Annotated in this window: 14 protein-coding genes; 7 read left to right on the top strand and 7 right to left on the bottom strand. The window is 64.3% G+C overall.

Features of this window, described 5'->3' with window-relative positions; translation table 11 throughout:
• Window positions 1-45 precede the first annotated feature (45 nt).
• A complete protein-coding gene (locus BAU07_RS03525) occupies window positions 46-2,427 on the top strand; it encodes a hybrid sensor histidine kinase/response regulator (protein WP_066654184.1) in 2,382 nt (793 codons plus the stop codon).
• Between the two features lie 95 nt (window positions 2,428-2,522).
• Here BAU07_RS03525 and BAU07_RS03520 read toward each other — a convergent pair whose 3' ends face one another.
• Together BAU07_RS03520 and BAU07_RS03515 are read right to left on the bottom strand one after the other, a co-directional pair.
• The gene (locus BAU07_RS03520; protein WP_066654181.1) at window positions 2,523-3,284 is read right to left on the bottom strand and encodes an SDR family NAD(P)-dependent oxidoreductase; all 762 of its coding nucleotides are present in this window, start codon (window positions 3,282-3,284) and stop codon (window positions 2,523-2,525) included.
• A 36-nt stretch (window positions 3,285-3,320) separates the two neighbouring features.
• Window positions 3,321-4,055 carry an SDR family oxidoreductase gene (locus BAU07_RS03515; protein ID WP_066654179.1) on the bottom strand — a complete coding sequence of 245 codons (735 nt, stop codon included), beginning with the start codon at window positions 4,053-4,055 and terminating at the stop codon, window positions 3,321-3,323.
• A gap of 295 nt (window positions 4,056-4,350) precedes the next feature.
• Here BAU07_RS03515 and BAU07_RS03510 point away from each other — a divergent pair, with 295 nt between their 5' ends.
• Window positions 4,351-5,262: an AraC family transcriptional regulator gene (locus tag BAU07_RS03510; RefSeq protein WP_066664695.1), complete on the top strand. Its 912-nt coding sequence runs from the start codon at window positions 4,351-4,353 to the stop codon at window positions 5,260-5,262.
• A 229-nt stretch (window positions 5,263-5,491) separates the two neighbouring features.
• Window positions 5,492-6,757 carry a hypothetical protein gene (locus BAU07_RS03505; RefSeq protein WP_066654177.1) on the top strand — a complete coding sequence of 422 codons (1,266 nt, stop codon included), beginning with the start codon at window positions 5,492-5,494 and terminating at the stop codon, window positions 6,755-6,757.
• Window positions 6,758-6,808: 51 nt separating this feature from the next.
• On the opposite strand, the gene BAU07_RS27655 is transcribed toward BAU07_RS03505, so the two are convergent.
• Entirely contained in the window at window positions 6,809-7,471 is a 663-nt protein-coding gene (locus BAU07_RS27655) for a serine hydrolase (RefSeq protein ID WP_198168862.1), read from the bottom strand.
• Window positions 7,452-8,243, bottom strand: coding sequence for a serine hydrolase domain-containing protein (locus BAU07_RS27650; RefSeq protein ID WP_066654173.1), 792 nt, complete (start codon window positions 8,241-8,243; stop codon window positions 7,452-7,454). The genes BAU07_RS27655 and BAU07_RS27650 overlap by 20 nt, the downstream gene beginning before the upstream one ends.
• Window positions 8,244-8,480: 237 nt before the next feature.
• Between BAU07_RS27650 and BAU07_RS03490 the strand changes: the two genes are divergently transcribed.
• Complete coding sequence (locus tag BAU07_RS03490) at window positions 8,481-8,975, top strand: GNAT family N-acetyltransferase (protein ID WP_066664693.1); 495 nt, start codon at window positions 8,481-8,483, stop codon at window positions 8,973-8,975.
• A 100-nt stretch (window positions 8,976-9,075) separates the two neighbouring features.
• Here BAU07_RS03490 and BAU07_RS03485 read toward each other — a convergent pair whose 3' ends face one another.
• Window positions 9,076-10,017 (bottom strand): LysR substrate-binding domain-containing protein, encoded by a 942-nt coding sequence (locus BAU07_RS03485; protein WP_066654171.1) that lies wholly within the window; start codon window positions 10,015-10,017, stop codon window positions 9,076-9,078.
• A gap of 178 nt (window positions 10,018-10,195) precedes the next feature.
• Here BAU07_RS03485 and BAU07_RS03480 point away from each other — a divergent pair, with 178 nt between their 5' ends.
• Window positions 10,196-13,771, top strand: a complete 3,576-nt coding sequence (locus tag BAU07_RS03480; RefSeq protein ID WP_066654169.1) for an ABC transporter ATP-binding protein/permease — start codon at window positions 10,196-10,198, stop codon at window positions 13,769-13,771.
• A gap of 45 nt (window positions 13,772-13,816) precedes the next feature.
• Here the strand turns inward: BAU07_RS03480 and BAU07_RS03475 are convergent, their stop codons facing one another.
• On the bottom strand, window positions 13,817-14,572 hold the full coding sequence (locus BAU07_RS03475) for a TerC family protein (RefSeq protein ID WP_066654167.1): 756 nt from the start codon (window positions 14,570-14,572) through the stop codon (window positions 13,817-13,819).
• 148 nt (window positions 14,573-14,720) lie between these two features.
• A complete protein-coding gene (locus BAU07_RS03470) occupies window positions 14,721-15,554 on the bottom strand; it encodes an oxidoreductase (RefSeq protein ID WP_066654165.1) in 834 nt (277 codons plus the stop codon).
• A gap of 169 nt (window positions 15,555-15,723) precedes the next feature.
• On the opposite strand from BAU07_RS03470, the gene BAU07_RS03465 reads away from it, so the two are divergent.
• Both BAU07_RS03465 and BAU07_RS03460 read left to right on the top strand, forming a co-directional pair.
• Complete coding sequence (locus tag BAU07_RS03465) at window positions 15,724-16,635, top strand: AraC family transcriptional regulator (protein WP_066654163.1); 912 nt, start codon at window positions 15,724-15,726, stop codon at window positions 16,633-16,635.
• Between the two features lie 99 nt (window positions 16,636-16,734).
• Window positions 16,735-17,604, top strand: a complete 870-nt coding sequence (locus tag BAU07_RS03460; protein WP_066654161.1) for a hypothetical protein — start codon at window positions 16,735-16,737, stop codon at window positions 17,602-17,604.
• Window positions 17,605-17,642: the final 38 nt, after the last annotated feature.

Here is a 17,642-nt window from a genome sequence, read left to right as displayed (position 1 = left end):
CCTCTGCGGTACTATGGGTAGTTCGACATCTTTCCGGAGCACACCATGTCACGGCAAGAGGCTGTCGACAAACGGCCGCCGCCGGCCCATGACTTCCGACGCCTGGTCGAATCGATCCAGCGGTATGCCGTTTACATGGTGTCGCCCGACGGTGTGGTGCTCAGCTGGAACGCGGGCGCACGCCAACTGACCGGGTGGGATGCGGTCGACATCGTTGGCCGCCATTATTCCGAGGCCTACGAACGGGCCGACCAGGCGACGACAGACCCGACGACGCTCTTGGACGATGCGAAGTGCAAAAGCGTTGTCGTTCGAGATGGCTTCATGCGCCGTAAGGGCGGATCGCAGGTGCGCGTGAGCACCACGGTTGACCCGGTGCGCGACGACGATGGGACGTTACTGGGCTTTGCCTTCGTTTCATGCGATGTCGCCGATATCGATGCGTCTGACGAAGCCCTGCGTCGGAGCGAGGAGCAGTTTCAGCTGCTTATGCGCGGCGTAGTGGACTATGCCATCTATATGTTGGATCGCAACGGCCATGTAACCACATGGAATGCCGGGGCCGAGCGGATCAAGGGCTATTCCCGCGAAGAAATCCTGGGCAGCCATTTCTCGCGCTTCTACACCGACAATGACCGGGAAGCAGGTGTGCCGGCACAAGCCTTGCAAGCTGCCCTTCGCGAAGGCCGTTACGAGCGCGAAGCATGGCGGGTGCGCAAGGACGGCACCCTCTTCTACGCTCATGTGGTGATCGATCCGGTCTTCGATCCCGACAACAATCATGTCGGGTTCGCGAAGGTAACGCGGGATATCACCGAAAAACAGGCAGCCAAGGAAGAACTGGAACGTACGCAGCGCGCGTTGCAACAGGCGCAAAAGCTGGAGACGATCGGCAAGCTGACCGGTGGAGTGGCGCACGACTTCAATAACCTGCTGCAGGTTATTGGCGGGAACCTGCAACTGCTGGCGTCGGATATACAGGATACCGACCGTGCGAAGAAGCGGCTGGCGAATGCGTTTTCCGGGGTGCAGCGTGGCGCGAAGCTGGCAAGCCATCTTCTGGCGTTCGGGCGCAGGCAACCCCTGGATCCCAGCGTCGTGAATATCCGCACGTTCCTGCGCGGCTTCGACGATATGCTGCGACGCAGCCTGGGCGAAGCGATCGAGGTGGAGACCATCGTCGCGGGGGGCCTCTGGAACACCATGATAGACGCGGCGCAGCTCGAGAACGCACTGCTGAACCTCGCGATCAATGCCCGGGACGCGATGAACGGTGTAGGAAAACTCACCATAGAAATCGGCAACGCATACCTCGACGACGCCTACGCCCGCACGCATCCGGAGGTGAAGGCGGGCCAGTACGTCATGCTGGCGGTCACCGATACGGGTTCGGGCATGGCCAGCGACGTGATGGCGCAGGCTGTCGAGCCGTTCTTTTCCACTAAGCCGGAAGGCCAGGGTACAGGCTTGGGGCTGTCGATGGTCTACGGGTTCGTCAAGCAGTCAGGTGGGCACCTGGCGCTATATAGCGAGCTCGGCCACGGCACGACGGTCAGGTTGTACCTGCCCAGGTCTTTCGAGAAAGAGGACGTTGGAGGGGACTCCGTGCCCATACCGATAGCCGGCGGCTCGGAGACGATCCTGGTGGCGGAAGACGACGAACAGGTCTGTACGACCGTCGTCGAATTGTTGCGCGGCCTGGGATATCAAGTACTCCGCGCCGGCGATGGCGAGAGCGCGTTCGCGATCATCGCCAGCGGTATAAAAATCGATCTGCTTTTCACCGATGTCGTGATGCCGGGACCGCTACGCAGCCCGGACCTGGCGCGCAAGGCGCAGGAGCGGCAGCCGGACATGGCGGTACTGTTCACGTCCGGGTACACCCAGAATGCCATCGTGCACGGTGGCCGGCTGGACAAAGGCGTCGAACTGATCGCCAAGCCGTACACCAGGGAAGATCTGGCCCGCAAAGTGCGGCATGTCATCGCGAATCATAAGCATCGCCGCAATGGTTTGCGTGGGCGGGCAGAACCCGCAGCGCCTGTCCCGCCCGTCCAGTCGGCGGCACGCCAGCTGACCATCCTGCTGGTGGACGACGACGAGGACGTGCGGACCATTACCGCAGCCATGCTCGAAACCCTCGGACATGTGGCCTTGGAAGCCGCCGACGCGAACGCCGCCTTTGCAGCCCTTGATGAAAAGACGCCCGACCTGATGCTGGTGGACGTGGGCTTGCAGGGCATGTCGGGCATTGAGCTGGCCAACGAGGTCAAGAAGAAGTGGCCGGGCGTCGGCATCGTTTACGCGACCGGGCAGGACGCGCCGTCCGATTCCGCGCCCGATATGGTGCTGCGCAAGCCCTACAGTACCAATGAGATCGTGCAGGTGTTGAAGCCATTCCTGAAGATGCCGAACCCCTTGGCCTGAGGACCGACGTGGCGTGCCAAGTCATGCACGCATCCACGGTGCGTCGACAAGTGGACGAAGCCGTCGCATTGAGATAGGGAGCCGCAAAGCCGGCCTTACTTGAGCGCCACGCTCATCCCGCCATCGGCCATCACCACGGCGCCGACCACGTAGCTGGCCTTTTCCGATGCCAGGAATGCGATCACCTCGGCGATTTCCCTGGGGTGAGCGGCACGCTTGATGGGCGCATTCTTTCCGTGCTCGGCCAGGAAGGCCTGCCCATCGGCGTGGATGTGGTTGGTAATGTTGGTCACCGCGTCGCCCGAACCGACGGCGTTTACACGTATGCCGTGCTCGATCGCTTCCAGCGACAAGGCGCGCGTCAACTGCGCTAGCGCGCCTTTCGAGGCCGCATACGCGGAGATCGTGGGAAAGGCCTGATAACACGCATACGAACCAACATTGACGATGGCCCCCGACTTTGCCGGCACCATCGCGCGCATTGCCTCGCGAGAGAACAGGAAGGCGCCCGTCGCGTTGACAGCCAGGATGCCGTTCCAGTCGTCCAATGTCATGTCGACCAGCGGCTTGTTGATGATAATTCCGGCGTTGTTCACCAGGATGTCGAGCCTGCCGCATTGGTCGATGGCCCTGGACACGGCGCGCACGGCGCTTTCCTCCTTCGAGACGTCGGCGACGAGCGGCAGTATCCCTGGCCGGGCCAGGTCCTCGACGTTCGCGCCCCGGTCGACCGCGATCACGGTGGCGCCTTGCGCGTGAAGAAGGTCCGTCGTCGCGAGACCGATTCCGCTGGCGGCGCCGGTCACGATGGCGACCTTGCCGGAGAAGGGAAGTACCTCGGATGCTTGCGTATTCATGGTGGAAATCTCCAGAAAGTTGTGGTTTGCTCAGGCTCAAAAGGGGCTGGCCGTGGGGCGAACGACGATTTCGCTCACATCGACGCTGGCCGGTTGCTCGATTGCGTAGGAGACAGCGCGTGCGATCGCGTCCGCCGCCAACGCGACACGCCTGAAATCACGCATCGCCTCCCGCGCCGTATCGTCGGAGATCGAATCGGCCAGCTCCGATTCGACGACACCCGGACAGATGACCGTAACGCGGATCTTGTCGGTTTCCTGGCGCAGGCCGTCGGAGATCGCCCGCACGGCAAATTTGGTGGCGCAATAGACAGCGGCTGTCGGCGAAACGCCAAGGCCACCTATGGACGACATGTTGATTACCTGGCCGAAGCCTTGCCGCTCCATGACCGGCAATACAGCCGCGATGCCATGGAGAACGCCGCGGATGTTGACGTCGATCATCCGGTCCCATTCGTCCACCTTGATGGCTCGAAGCGGTGACAGCGGCATGACGCCCGCATTGTTCACGATTACGTCGATTTGCCCAAAGCTATCGAGCGCCTGCTGGGCGAATGCCTTGACGCTGGCCGCCGACGTCACATCCAGTTCCCGGTAGATGACCGAGCCCCCGGCCGCCTTCAGCTCGGCCGCCAGCTCGGCCAGTCGTTCCGTGCGCCGTGCGCCTATAAGCAGGCGATGACCTTGCGCCGCCAGCATGCGTGCCGCCGCCTCGCCGATTCCGCTACTCGCTCCAGTAACCAGAATCGCCTTGGACTGTTGTTCTGCCATGTGCAACTCTCCATGTGTGGATAGATGAATCGACAGCCGCGGGGCGAGCCACGGTTTCCCGCAAGCAAACGGAAGACCTGAAATGACCCTGCTTCGGGCAGTCCCGTCGAATGACGCGGCCGTCAACGGCATCTTAGGTTTCGGGGGCTGCCCCGCCCATACCCACGACGATGCCTACCTTGCCCATTCCTATCGATCGAGAACGCGCTGCGCAGATACGCACGGTAGAATTCCCCACATCCCGACCTGCACAGGAGATGCCGTGGCAACCGCCAATCGCCCGACCCGCGAGAAAATGGCAAGCCTGCTGGAACGGCTTGCTCCCAACGAGGGGTACACGCAGTCCGCGCTGGACGGCGTGCGTTTCATGCGATCCAACCGTCCGTTGGGTCGCACTCCCGTGCTTTACGAGCCGGGCATCGTAATCGTGTGCCAGGGACGCAAATTCGGCTTCCTGGGCGACGCGGTCCATGTGTACGACGCGCAGCACTATCTCGTACTGTCGGTCCCGCTGCCGTTCTCCACCGAAACCGAGGCCAGCGAGACCGAGCCGATGCTCGCCGTTTCGCTGCGGCTGGAATTGACCGAGCTGACCGAGTTGATATTGGCGATCGATGAGATGGCGCCATCGGGCGCCAAGGCGACCCCCGTAGGCATGGTATCGACACCCTTGGATGGCGACCTGGCCGACGCCACGCTGCGCTTGTTGCGGGCCTTGGGCTCGCCGGTGGAAGCGCGCATTCTGGGGCCCGCCATCCGGCGGGAGATTTTCTTTCGGGTTCTTTCCGGAAGCCAGGGACCGGCAATGAAGGCCGCGCTGGCACACCAGGGCCGCTTCGGGCGGGTCGCGAAGGCGCTGCGCCGTATCCACGCCGACTTCGCCCAGCCGCTCGATGTGGGCAGCCTGGCGCAGGAAGCAGGCATGAGCGTCCCGGCCTTCCACGCGAACTTCCGGGCGGTCACGCTTACGTCGCCCATCCAGTACATCAAGTCGACGCGCCTGCATCAGGCACGGCTCATGATGATCCGGGACGGCCTGACGGCTGCATCGGCGTCGGCGCGCGTCGGATACGAAAGCCCCTCCCAGTTCAGCCGGGAATTCAAGCGCTTCTTCGGCCGGTCGCCGATCGATGAGGCAAGGGACATGCGGGCATCGTTCGCGCTCAGTCCCGCGGTGTCGATCGCAGCGTTCGCGGGCGCGCATTGACGCACTGCCGCCCTCCTACATTCCCGTCGACGGAATCTGCTCCGGCCCTGCGCCGCCTGTACGGCGGTCGCAGCATCCCGTGGTACCGGAACCTTCCCGGTCATCGAAGCTGGCATGCGGCGTGCTAGCGACCCTGCGGCACCCACCGTATGCAGGACGGCGGCGGGTTGCGAATCCCGGTACGATCCAATGAACTGAGCCGGCCCACCCCATCGTCACTGGAGCGAGCATGCCCGACCCAGACAGCCCTTTGCTGCACGGCGCACTGGAATTCCCCACCTTTACGATTGAAAGCTACAGCGTGGCGCTGCGAGACGATAAAGGCTTCGTGGGCGACAACGCCAGCCGCCCCGCCTTCCTCGGTATCCTGGACGCCTGGCGCGTGCTGTTCGAAATCCTGCACGGCAAGGACCCCCTGGGCGACAAGGCGTCGGAGGACATTCCGAAGAAGAAGCTGGACGAACTGATGGCGCGCGAAGGCGCGGCGGCCGCGGCGATACACGGGGCGCTCGAGGACTATGCCGAACAATTGGCGCGGGTCATACGCCGCTTCCTCAGCCAGAAGTCGTGGAAAGGCGTGCAGCGCGTGATCATCGGCGGCGGCCTGAAGCAGAGCGACATCGGCGCCCTGGCGGTCGAGGCCGTGGCGAAACGGCTGTTCCGCGACGATGTGCATGTCCAGTTGCGGCTGCTGCATCATCATGCCGACGAGGGCGGGCTGATCGGCTGGCTGCACCTGATGCCGGAGGAACTGGCCGAGCGCTACCGCGCCATGCTGGCTGTCGATATCGGCGGCACGAACATACGCTGCGGCATCGTGCGGCTGCCCAAGAACCGCGACCCGCGCAAGGCCAAGGTCGTCATCTCGGAAAAATGGAGCCATGCGCGCGACGAGAACACGACGCGCAAGGAACACGTCATCCAGGGCATCGCCGATATGCTCATCAAGCACATCGAGTACGCCAGGAAGAGAGGGATCGAGCTTGCGCCCTGGATCGGCGTGGCCTGCCCCGGACGGATTCGCCAGGATGGGTCCATCAGCCGCGGCACCCAGAACCTGCCCGGCGACTGGGCGCACCGCAATTTTCATCTGCCGGCCGCGCTGTGCAAGCGTTTGCCGCCCATCGACGGCCAGGAGACGCAGGTTGTGCTGCACAACGACGCTGTCGTGCAAGGCCTATCCGAACTGCCGTACCTGGACGATGTCCGCCGATGGGGCGTGCTGACCGTGGGTACGGGCCTGGGTAATGCCTGCTACACCGTGCGGCGCAGGCGCTCCGACGATAAGGCGGTAGAAGACCGCGCTGAAACTTCGAAAGAACCGAACACGGCAAAGCGGAAGTCACCGGGGCCGGCGCTAAGAACCGCGCCGGCGAAGGAAGCGGCTTCAGGCGATGGGCGCAAGGCGACGAAGGTTACGGCGAAGACGGCCGCCCGGAAGGTGCCAGCCCGAAAGACAGTTGCCAGAGTCGCTGGTAAGGCAAGGCGGGGATAGTCCGCGAACAACGCCGGGACCGGCCCCCGGCCCTCCGCTTCCGAGCGCGGCTCATGGGTTTTCCCCGTTCAGATCACGCTGGAAGACAATGTCCGACACAACTGGTTCAAGTGGCGACTTCAGTGCAACGACTTGGCCTTCCGCGTTCATCTCCAGAGAGACGAAAAGTCCGGCTGGATATCGGGGCACGCCCTGCTCCTTCAACTGGTATGAGTGCCGGCCATGGTGCACGAGCAGCCCCTCGAGCCCACGCCACTCCCAATGCATCCCAGCCGCCTTCTGGACAATCGAAATGCAGCCATAGGCCGGATGCCGATATATCCCCTCAATATTTGGCGTCAGTCCATCATCGCGCGGATCCGCTGGATATCTCGCGATGCGACCACGCTCTTGAGCCTCCTGCTCCTGCAGTAGCGCTAAGTGCTTGCTCCGGAATACAGTGAACCAATCGAGCGACCCAAGCGCCAGGAGCCGGTCATAAGTGGCATAGGCAATCAAAGCGCATACTGGGCTGAAATCCCCATTGGTCAGCACGATCACACCGATCCGACGTTCGGGCATCATCGTCATGAATGCGCCCCAACCCGGCTGCGACCCGGGGTGCGAGATCGTTGCGTTGCCGCGGTAATGTGCACACCACAGTCCGAACCCGTACTGGATCTTTCCGATCTCCGCGAATTCAGACTCACCGACGTCAATATGCGGGGTCATCATGGCGTCCATCGACGCGGCCGCGTGATAACAGCAACCGTAGCCAAAGCGCCATATCGGCGACGGACGCATTGATGCCGCCGGCAGGCGTGGCTTGCATTGGCCACAGCTTGCCGCGAAGAACACTACGCATATCCCACTCATGCGGATGGGCGTGGTCGGGCGCAGACTCCAGCGCCGCTTTCGAGAATCCGAAACTGCTGAACCCCAGTGGTGACAGCAGCCGCTGCGTCGTGAACGCCTCCCAGCTCTTGCCGCTTAGCCGCTCCGCGAGCATGCCGGCAACCACATAACCCAGGTTGGAATACTGGTGACACTCGCGGAACCGTCGGCTCGGTTCGAGATAGCGCATGGCTTCCAGCATCTGTTGTCGAGACCGCTCACCTGGCGGCGACCATATCCGATCGTGCGCGGGAAGCCCGGTGCGGTGGGTGAGCAAATCCGCAACCGTGGCTTCTGCGCTCGCGGCAGCATCGCGCAGCTCGAACTCCGGCAGTATCGCCCGCACCTTCGTATCCCATCGCAGGCGCCGCTCGTCAACTAGGAGTGCCAGGCCCGCCGCGGTAATGGATTTGGTAAGGGAGCAGATCATGAACTGGGTAGCGGTCGTTACCGGCGCATTGTTGCCGACGTCACGCACGCCATAGCCGCGAAGCAGGATTATGTCGTCGCCTTCCACGACACCAACCGCGACGCCTGGGACACCCCAGCATGCCATTGCATCATCGACCAGGCGGTCCAAGTCGGTCCAGGCAGCGCCGTGCATGGCAGCCATCGTTCTACCTTTCAGGTTGGAGATACGACGATAAGGGCAGAGGACGCCCGCGGAAAGCGGAGGAATTTATTCGACTCGGGCTGACATTCGACTTTCAGCGGATCGCCTTTGCGCTGGAACTTTTTTGGAAGCGGACCCGTATAAGATGCTGCCTGGCGCAGTTCCGCCTTGTTCTCGGCCCCTGCCTCCGTTTGGAAGAACGTGGGCGCGTGGCATTACAACCTGGACAGCACAGAGATGACAAAAAGGGCAATCCGCAGCGCCGCCGAAGCCGACCTGCCCCATCTGGTGGTCATTGGAACCGAGGCGATCGCGTATAAGCTGGGTCGCGGAGATTACGTTTGGGGCACCAGCGCGTGGACGGTCCAGGCGACACAGCGGATGCTGGATCAAGGCGGTTTATACGTTATCGAGCAAGACGGAATGCCGGCGGGGATGCTGTCGTTCGCCTGGCAAGATGAAGAATACTGGGGACCACAGGACCGGAACGCCAGGTACGTGCACAAGCTTTCGCTACGGGACGGCTTCCGCGGGCTCGGGCTTGGCGTTTACGCAATCGACTGGTGTGCCGATCTGGTACGGGCAAACGATGGAGATCGCTTAAGGCTGGACTGTGAACTCCGGAATACCGGTCTATGCGCGTACTATGAGTCCCTGGGCTTCGTGCGCGTGGGTACGAAACCCTTTCCCAGCGGCTACATTGCATCGCTCTACGAGCGGTTTCTCCGCTAGACCGTCCGAACGGGGATACCGCCATAGGCTTGTGGACGCGACATCCACACGGCTCGCCGTCTGCTCCTTGTTAGATCCAGCAGCGGTAGCCCCGCCCCCGCTAAGAACCAGCATGCTTGGCTTCTTCCAGCAGGAATTCCACCAGGGCCGGTAGGGCGGCATCGTTGGGGCGATCCGGTCGCATGCGTATGACATAGCCCCATGATCCCGCCATGCGCAACGCCGGCATCAAGGGCACCAAACCTCCGCGCGCCACTTCCTCGTCGATCAGCGGCGAGCGGCCCAGCGCGATGCCGGCGCCGGCCACCGCGGCCGACACCACGGTGCTCAGTCCGCTCAGGACCAAGGGCTCCTGCCAATCGGCATCGCGCAGGCCCAGGCGCTTCCACCAGGTCCGCCAACTCGTCTCCGGGCTGGCGATGTGCTTCTCCTCGAGCCAGCGGCAGCGGCTGAAGAGCGCCGGATCATCCCGCGAGGCGGTATCGACCAGGACCGGACTGCATACCGGCACTACCGTCTCCGTCATCAGCCGAATGTCGCCTGCCGCGGGCCGATGCGGCCCTTCGTCCCGCATATGCAGGAAAGCCAGGTCGATATCCTGTTCCTGCCACGCCGGGTCCTGGTTGCTGTGCAGATAGACCTGGATGTCGATATCCGGGTGAAGCTCGACGAAGCGCCCGATGCGGGGCGCGAGCCACAAGGCCGCCAGCGAGGGGTTCGCCGAAATGTTCAGGCGCTGGGGCTGCCGGCCCCTGGCCGCCGCGCGCACATTGCGGCAGGCGCTTGCCAGCAGGGTCAAGGCTTGTTGCACCGAGGACAGCAGGTCGGCTCCGGCGTCCGTGGTTTCCGCCCGCCGGGTGGTGCCCCCGCGCCGCAGCAGCACGACGCCCAGGTCGGCCTCCAGCGCGCGCAATTGATGGCTGACGGCGCTCTTCGTCACGTTGAGCTCGGCGGCGGCGCGGCTCAGGCTGCCCAGGCGTGCGACAGCCTCGAAGGCGCGCAGGGCGGCGAGCGGAGGTGTGCGATTGGGAAGGCTTGCCATGGGTGTAATTTAACTCAACCGAAGATCGAAAAACTATCACTAGTGCGCCGCGGCCGACGACGGCAACAATGCGTGGGTTTGGAATGAAGACAACGTCCGCTTGAACCGCCGGCACGCCACCTCGCTATGCGGTTCTGGCGCCGGAATTGCGCCGTACACGGCAATCAGGGGCATCCGCATGTATTTCGATTACCGGCTGTGGCAATTCACGCAGGGCATGCGGGCGCGCATGGCCGGCGGGATCCTGCTGGGCCTGCTGGCATTGGCAGCGGGCATCCTGCGCTATGTCTTCCTGGGCCAGATGCTGGCACGCGTTCTTGCCGGCGATCCATGGCAGCGTTGGGCCGCGCCGGCAGGGGCGGCGGTCGTGATGGTGGTGCTGCGCGCGCTGTTCGATCATTGGCGCACGCAGCAGGCGAACCGCTGCGCAGCGACCGTGCAACAGGTATTGCGCGGCCGGCTCTACGATCGCATCGTGGCGCTTGGACCCGCATGGTTCGCCAACCAGCGCACCGGCGGCGTCATGCTGACCGTGGTGGACGGCGTCGAACAGCTCCAGACTTTTTTCGGCCAATACCTGCCCCAGGTCGCCATCGCGGCCGCGGCGCCTTTCGCCATCTTCGCAGTCATCGCGTACTGGGACGTGCCGACCGCCGCGGTGTTCCTGGCCGCGGCCGTATTTGCCCTGTTCGGTCCCATGGCCGTGCATATGCTGGACAAGCGCGCCAGCCTGGAGCGGGCGAAGTCGTTGAAGGACTTCGGCGAGGAATTCCTGGACGCGGTGCAGGGCCTGCCCACGCTGAAGTCCTTCGGCCAGGGCAAGTCCTGGGGCAGGCGGTTGGCCGCACGCGCACGCCGCTTGTCGGATGGCACCATGTGGGTGTTGTCGGTCAGCCTGCTGACACGCGGCATCAGCGACCTGGGCGTGGCGCTCGGCGCGGCGCTCGCCCTGACGCTGGGCGCGTGGCGCGTCGGCCAGGGCCAGATGAGCCTGGAGGCGCTGCTGATCGTCCTGATGGCGGGCACGGAGATTTTCCGTCCCCTGCGTGACCTGCGCGCGGTCCTGCACCGCGGCATGCTGGGCCAGTCGGCCGCGGCCAGCATTCACGCGCTGATGGATGCGGAGTCGACAGCCAGTTCGCATGCGGCACGGCGGGGCGCGCACGCACCCACGCATCTGGACCCCACCATCGAATTCGACCACGTGACGTTCTCCTACACGCCGGAACGTCCGGCACACCAGGGATTGAGCTTCCGGATCGCGGCGGGTGAACGGGTGGGGATCGTCGGCCCCAGCGGAGCCGGCAAATCCACCATCGTCCGCCTGCTGCTGCAGGAGGGAATTCCGCAGCAGGGGGCGGTGCGCATCGGCGGCACGGACGTGCGCGAACTCGATGCACAGGCCCTGCTATCGCGCATCGCCGTGGTCAGCCAGGACATTACGCTGTTCCATGGCACGCTGGACGACAATTTGCGCCTGGGACGGCCCGATGCCACGCACGAAGAGGTACGTGCGGCGGCGCGGGCCGCGAATATCGACGACTTCATCCAGGCCTTGCCCAAGGGCTACGCAACCCGCATCGGCGAACGTGGCTTGCAGCTTTCCGGCGGCCAGCGCCAGCGCATCGCGATCGCGCGTGCCTTGTTGCGCGACGCGCCCATCCTGATCCTGGACGAGGCGCTATCGTCGGTGGATACCGAGAACGAAGCCATCATCCAGCAGGCCCTGGACCGCTTGATGGCCGGCCGTACGACACTGATCCTCGCGCATCGGCTGGCCAGCGTGGTCGGCGCCGACCGCTGCCTGGTGCTCGATCGCGGCAGCATCGTGGAACAGGGTACCCATGCCGAACTCATGGCGCGCCAGGGGCTGTACTACCGCTTGATGCATGACCAGGATGCCGCGCGCCGCCAGGCGGCCCAGGACCGGCCGGCGGAGGCTGCAACCGCAATGACGCAGGTGGTGCAGGATGGCACCGAAGCGGCCGGTACGCCACGCCCGGGCCCCGCACCGCGCGCGCTGGACGAAGACGCCGATCACGTGGGCTGGCGCGAGACCTTGGCGACGCTGCTCGCTGTCGTGCGCCCTTGGCGCGGCACCTTGCTGACGACCATCGTGCTGGGCGTAGCCCGCGTGGCGGCCTATATCGGTGTCGGTGTGTTGAGCGCTTTGGTGGTGGCCGCCATTCGCGACGGCCGGCCCACGGGCGGGCTGGTCATCGGGCTGCTGATCGCGGCGCCCCTGGCCGCGCTGTTCCACTGGCTGGAGTCATGGCTGGCGCATGCCATGGCCTACCAGCTGCTGGGCGATATGCGCGTCAAACTCTATGACAAGCTGGAACGGCTGGCGCCCGCCTACCTGCTGCAGCGCCGCTCCGGCGACCTGGTCGCCTTGGCGACGCAGGACGTGGAGATGATCGAGTACTTCTATGCGCATACCATCGGGCCGGCCATCGTCTCGCTACTGGTTCCTTTGACGGTGCTGGGTTTCCTGGCGGCCTATAGCTGGCCGGTAGCGTTGGCGTTGCTGCCTTTCCTGGCCTACGCCCTGTTTGCGCCCATCCGCGGCCGCCGCCGCATCGATGCCCTGGGCGACAAGGCGCGCGCCGCGCTGGGCGAGATGAGCGCCCACACGACCGACACCATCCAGGGGCTGGGCGAGCTGACGGCCTTCCAGGCTACCGGCCGCCGCCGCGCGCAGTTCCTGCTGCTCGCCGAACGCTATGGCCTGAGGCGGCTGGACATGCTGCGCGACCTCTCGTCCCAGACCGCGCGCTTCGAGATCGCGATGGGATCGGGAGGCCTGGCCGTGGCCATCGTCGGGGCGATGCTCGTATCGGCCGGCGCCCTGGCCCCCGGCATGCTGCCCTTGCTGATCCTGATCGCCCTGGCCACCTTCCTGCCCGTATCGGAAATCTCGCAGGTAAGCCGCCAACTGGCCGACACCGTGGCGGCGTCGCGCCGGTTGCATGTCGTCAGCCATGAGCCCGAGCCGGTCACGGATGGTCCCCGGACGGCGCCGCAGGCGGCGGAAGGCTTGTCGCTGGAATTCGATCGGGTCCGCTTCACCTACCCGGGTAATCGCGAGCCGACGCTTAAGGACCTCAGCTTCCAGGTCCCTGCCGGCGCCATGGCGGCCATCGTCGGCGCCTCCGGCGCCGGCAAGAGTACCGTGGCCAGCCTCCTGCTGCGCTTCTGGGACCCAGGCCAGGGCACGGTACGCCTGGGCGGCATTGACGTGCGGGAGTTGAATCTCGACGAACTGCGCGAATGCGTGGCGCTGGTCACGCAGGACACTTACCTGTTCAACGACACGCTGGAAGCGAATATCCGCCTGGCGCGCCCCGACGCCAGCGAGGCCGAGTTGCAGGCCGCGCTCGAACAGGCTGCCTTGGCGGATTTCGTCCTTGCCTTGCCGGAAGGCCTGGCGACGCGCGTGGGCGAGCGAGGCATGCAGTTGTCGGGCGGGCAGCGCCAGCGCATCTCCATCGCGCGCGCCTTCCTGAAGAACGCGCCGGTGCTGATCCTGGATGAGGCGACTTCGCACCTCGATACGCTTTCGGAGCTGCAGGTGCGACGTGCGTTGCAGGTGCTGATGCAGCATCGCACCACGCTGGTCATCGCGCACCGGCTGTCGACCATACAAGAGGCCGACCTGATCCTGGTGCTGCAGAACGGTGCCTTGGCGCAGCGTGGGACGCACGAAGAGCTACTGGGCCAGCACGGGTTCTACGCGCGAGCCAGCGCCCATTGAGGGCGTCGGCGTGGGGGCGATCGGCTTGGCGCCAGCCCTCTCCGCTCAGTGGCCCCCCGCCCCACCGCCGCGTCGGTCCTTGGCGCGCCGCGCCATCAGGTTCAGGCCTTCGACCAGGGCGGAAAACGCCATGGCGGCGTAGATGTAACCCTTGGGCACGTGGGCGCCAAAGCCTTCCGCGATCAGCGTCATGCCGATCATCAGGAGGAAACCCAGGGCCAGCATCACAACCGTGGGATTGCGCTGGATGAAGCGAGCCAGCGGATCGGCGGCCAGCAGCATGACCAGCACGGCGACGATCACCGCGATGAACATGATGGGGATATGCTCGGTCATGCCTACCGCGGTGATGATGCTGTCGATCGAGAACACCAGGTCCAGCAATAGAATCTGGCCGATGGCCGCGGCAAACCCGATGGTGGCCGCCTTGCCTTCGAATATGTCGCCGCCCGGGTCGGGATCGACATGGTGATGGATTTCCTTGGTCGCCTTCCAAACCAGGAACAGGCCGCCGGCGATCAGGATGAGATCGCGCCAGGAGATGCCGCGCCCGAATATCTCGAACAACGGCTGCGTGAGCTGCACGATGAAAGCCACCGTGCCAAGCAGCGCCAGCCGCAGGATCAGGGCCAGGCCGATGCCGATGCGTCGGCCGCGCGCCTGCTGCGCCGCCGGCAGCTTGTTCGTGAGGATCGAAATGAAGATCAGGTTGTCGATGCCCAGTACGACTTCCATTGCGATCAGTGTCGCCAGCGCAATCCAGGCGGCAGGGTCCTGGGTCAGCGATAACAGGTAATCCATACGTGCTCTCCGGCTCGTGCGGCGCCCGCGCGCCGTCGCGACCTATCATAGTGGGTACGCGCCAATTGCGGCGGTTGCACGATCCCTATCGCACGCGGCCTGCTGTCAACGCGCCGGACACCCCGATGCGCGACTGGCGCCTTCCCGGCTATCCGTCCGTGGACCGTGTAACGCTTTCCCAGGCATCGAGTTCGGCACTGAGCAACGAAAACTTTTCCCGGACCATGCCGAGCGCGTCACTTCCCAACAGCAGATGCGCAGGCGGCTCATCGGCGTCGATGATGGACAACATCGCGCGTGCAGCCTTCACGGGATCCCCGAGTTGCCTGCCGGATTTTTCTTCGCGACCTTTGCGGATCGGGTCGAACAAGGAGTCGTAGTCCGCGATCGAACGCGGCGATCGAACCATCGACCGGCCTGCCCAGTCCGTGCGGAACGAGCCGGGCGCCACGGCGGTCACGCGGATACCGAACTGCCTTACTTCCTTGCCCAGGACTTCGGAAATCCCTTCCAAGGCGAATTTGCTGCCGCAGTAATAGGCGATGCCAGGCATGGTGATAAAGCCGCCCATCGACGTGATGTTCAGGATATGGCCATGCCTGCGCTCGCGCATATGCGGCAACACGCACTTCGTGACGGCAACGGCACCGAACACGTTTACGTCGAATTGCCGGCGCATCGCATCCAGGGGAGATTCTTCCATGACGCCCTCGTGACCGTAACCGGCGTTGTTCACCAGCACGTCCAGCGGACCGAGGTTCGCCTCGATATCGTTGACGACGTCCGGGATGGAATCAAAGTCGGTGACATCCAGTATTCGGCCGAATGCGCGCGCGGCATTGAGCGATTCGAAGTCGTGCTTCGCCTGCTCGCTCCGCACCGTGCCGACCACCCGATATCCCGCGGCCAGCGCTTCCTCCGCCAATGCGCGTCCAAAGCCGCTGCTGACGCCGGTGATAAGCATGGTTCTGGTTGATGACATCGCAAGTGCTCCCTTCGAATCAGTTTCGAGAACTGCATGTTATTCTCGACATTCGCCCGAAATCAGCCATAAACCTCTGTTTTTATTGCCTGATTCTATGAATCCACGACCCCGCGCTCAACGCATCGAGTGGCCCGTTGCCTGCGCGGATGCCGATGAACAACGACGGATGGTGACGCTGCTGACCGCGCTCGCCCCGCAGGAAGGCTACAACCTGACCGTGTTGCCCGATGTGCGCATCCTGCGTTCGGACCGGCCGTTGACTCGCACACCGGTGCTCTACGATCCGGGCATCGTGATCGTCTGCCAGGGCAGGAAGCGGGGATTCCTGGGTGACCGGGTGTATGTCTACGACGCCCAGCATTACCTCGCCGTCGCGGTACCGGTCCCCTTCACAATGGAAACCGACGCGACGCCGGAGTCTCCTCTTCTGGCGCTGTACATGCATCTGGACTTCCAGGTGGCGGCAGAGCTCATGATCCAGATAGATCGTCATGGCCCGCCATCGTCGCAGGATGCGCCGCAACCGATGATGTCGAGCCCCATGGACGCGTCGATGCGAGCATCTGTACTGCGCTTCCTGGAAGCCATGAACCAGCCGCTTGACGCCGCGATACTTGGACGGGGGCTGGTACGTGAACTGTATTTCCGTGTTCTCACCGGCGCGCAGGGCGACACAATGCGTGCGGCTTTGGCCATGCAAGGACAATTCGGCAAGATCGGAAAGGCGCTCGAGCGCATCCATGCCACGTATGCGGAGCCGCTGGACCTCCCTGGCCTGGCGAACCAGGCCGGGATGAGTATTCCCACGTTTCACAGCCACTTCAAGGCCATCACCAGTACTTCGCCGATGCAATACGTGAAATCCACGCGATTGCATCAGGCCCGCTTGCTGATGGTGCGCCAGGGCATGACCGCGGAAGCCGCATGCCATGCCGTCGGCTATGCCAGCCCGTCTCAATTCAACCGCGAGTTCAAGCGACTCTTCGGCCGTACTCCCGCTGCGGAGACGAAGCGCCTGCGCGAGAGCTTCGCGCTGCCGCCGGCATTTCCGGAGGCGAAGTTCGTCTCCTCACATTGAGGCCGGTAGTCGGCGCGCAGAGCCGGTCCCCACCCGGCACTACTGCGGCCTGCCCGGTCCTTGCTAAGATCGCGGCAGCCGATACACGGAGCGGAGCGCATGTCCCATCCCATCTTCCTGTCGAGCGCGTCACAGCCCCGGATGCCCGAAGGCAGCCGCAATGAATGGCGTGACTTCTTCGGTCATGGCGTCGAGCTGGAAGCCAACGCTTTCTTCCCGCTTTTCTGGCGGGCGCTCTTCGGCGCCGACGACATCCGGCACGCGCGCTTCATCGACGAGTACGACGCTGACGACGAAGCCTCGGCTGTCGAACGCGAGGAATGCCTGGAGGACTTTGGCGCCGAGGCCGCCTACCCCTACCTTGCCATCGACCGGGCTACCGGGATTACGCGCCTGGCGGCACGGCGAGAAGCCATCATCGGCGCCATTGGGGAACGCTACCGCGCGATTTACGAATCCTTCGAGACATTGATAGCGCAGCGCTTCGCGGACCATATCGTGCTCCGTACCCGCGGCCTGCCCGATGCCGCCGACGCCGAGCCATGGCTGCGCGCCTGCCTCGCGGAGATCGAGAACCTTCCCGGCGGCAAGGCGCTCGAACAGATCAGGTCCGAGCTTGCGAGGCATGATGTGGACCCGGTCTGGACATTGGCGGGCACCGGTTATGAAGCCTGGCCCCCGGCGGCGCTGCGGGAGCGCTTCCCCGACCCGCGGAAAAAGAGGACCGGCGCTCCGCCGATGCCCTCACAAAGCGAAGAATCGCATCGGCCGCACGCCGCGAAAACGCCGCGCAAGGCCGGAGGCGGCTGGGATAACGTGCTGGAATGGTTCGGCGCGGTCGTCGCGGCGGGCGCGGGCCTGGGCGTCTATGTCATGACCGGGTCCGGCTGGCTGGCCGCCCTCGCCTTCCTGGCCGCGGCGGTGGCACTGGGCTTCGGCATCGTCAAGCTGCGCGGCCCGCGTGCATGACAAGCCGGGCATCCATACAGTCCTCGCCGTACAATCGC

It is taken from the genome of Bordetella flabilis, assembly GCF_001676725.1.
Lineage (GTDB): Bacteria > Pseudomonadota > Gammaproteobacteria > Burkholderiales > Burkholderiaceae_B > Bordetella_C > Bordetella_C flabilis.
The sequence above is the reverse complement of the archived record's forward strand: the minus strand, read 5'-3'. Positions and strand labels throughout refer to the sequence as shown.

Excerpts from the sequence above, each read along its gene's own strand:
- BAU07_RS03525 (WP_066654184.1), top strand. The coding sequence starts at position 46 with ATGTCACGGCAAGAGGCTGTCGACAAACGGCCGCCGCCGGCCCATGAC.
- BAU07_RS03520 (WP_066654181.1), bottom strand. The coding sequence starts at position 3,284 with ATGAATACGCAAGCATCCGAGGTACTTCCCTTCTCCGGCAAGGTCGCC.
- BAU07_RS03515 (WP_066654179.1), bottom strand. The coding sequence starts at position 4,055 with ATGGCAGAACAACAGTCCAAGGCGATTCTGGTTACTGGAGCGAGTAGC.
- BAU07_RS03510 (WP_066664695.1), top strand. The coding sequence starts at position 4,351 with ATGGCAAGCCTGCTGGAACGGCTTGCTCCCAACGAGGGGTACACGCAG.
- BAU07_RS03505 (WP_066654177.1), top strand. The coding sequence starts at position 5,492 with ATGCCCGACCCAGACAGCCCTTTGCTGCACGGCGCACTGGAATTCCCC.
- BAU07_RS27655 (WP_198168862.1), bottom strand. The coding sequence starts at position 7,471 with ATGATGACCCCGCATATTGACGTCGGTGAGTCTGAATTCGCGGAGATC.
- BAU07_RS27650 (WP_066654173.1), bottom strand. The coding sequence starts at position 8,243 with ATGGCTGCCATGCACGGCGCTGCCTGGACCGACTTGGACCGCCTGGTC.
- BAU07_RS03490 (WP_066664693.1), top strand. The coding sequence starts at position 8,481 with ATGACAAAAAGGGCAATCCGCAGCGCCGCCGAAGCCGACCTGCCCCAT.
- BAU07_RS03485 (WP_066654171.1), bottom strand. The coding sequence starts at position 10,017 with ATGGCAAGCCTTCCCAATCGCACACCTCCGCTCGCCGCCCTGCGCGCC.
- BAU07_RS03480 (WP_066654169.1), top strand. The coding sequence starts at position 10,196 with ATGTATTTCGATTACCGGCTGTGGCAATTCACGCAGGGCATGCGGGCG.
- BAU07_RS03475 (WP_066654167.1), bottom strand. The coding sequence starts at position 14,572 with ATGGATTACCTGTTATCGCTGACCCAGGACCCTGCCGCCTGGATTGCG.
- BAU07_RS03470 (WP_066654165.1), bottom strand. The coding sequence starts at position 15,554 with ATGTCATCAACCAGAACCATGCTTATCACCGGCGTCAGCAGCGGCTTT.
- BAU07_RS03465 (WP_066654163.1), top strand. The coding sequence starts at position 15,724 with ATGGTGACGCTGCTGACCGCGCTCGCCCCGCAGGAAGGCTACAACCTG.
- BAU07_RS03460 (WP_066654161.1), top strand. The coding sequence starts at position 16,735 with ATGTCCCATCCCATCTTCCTGTCGAGCGCGTCACAGCCCCGGATGCCC.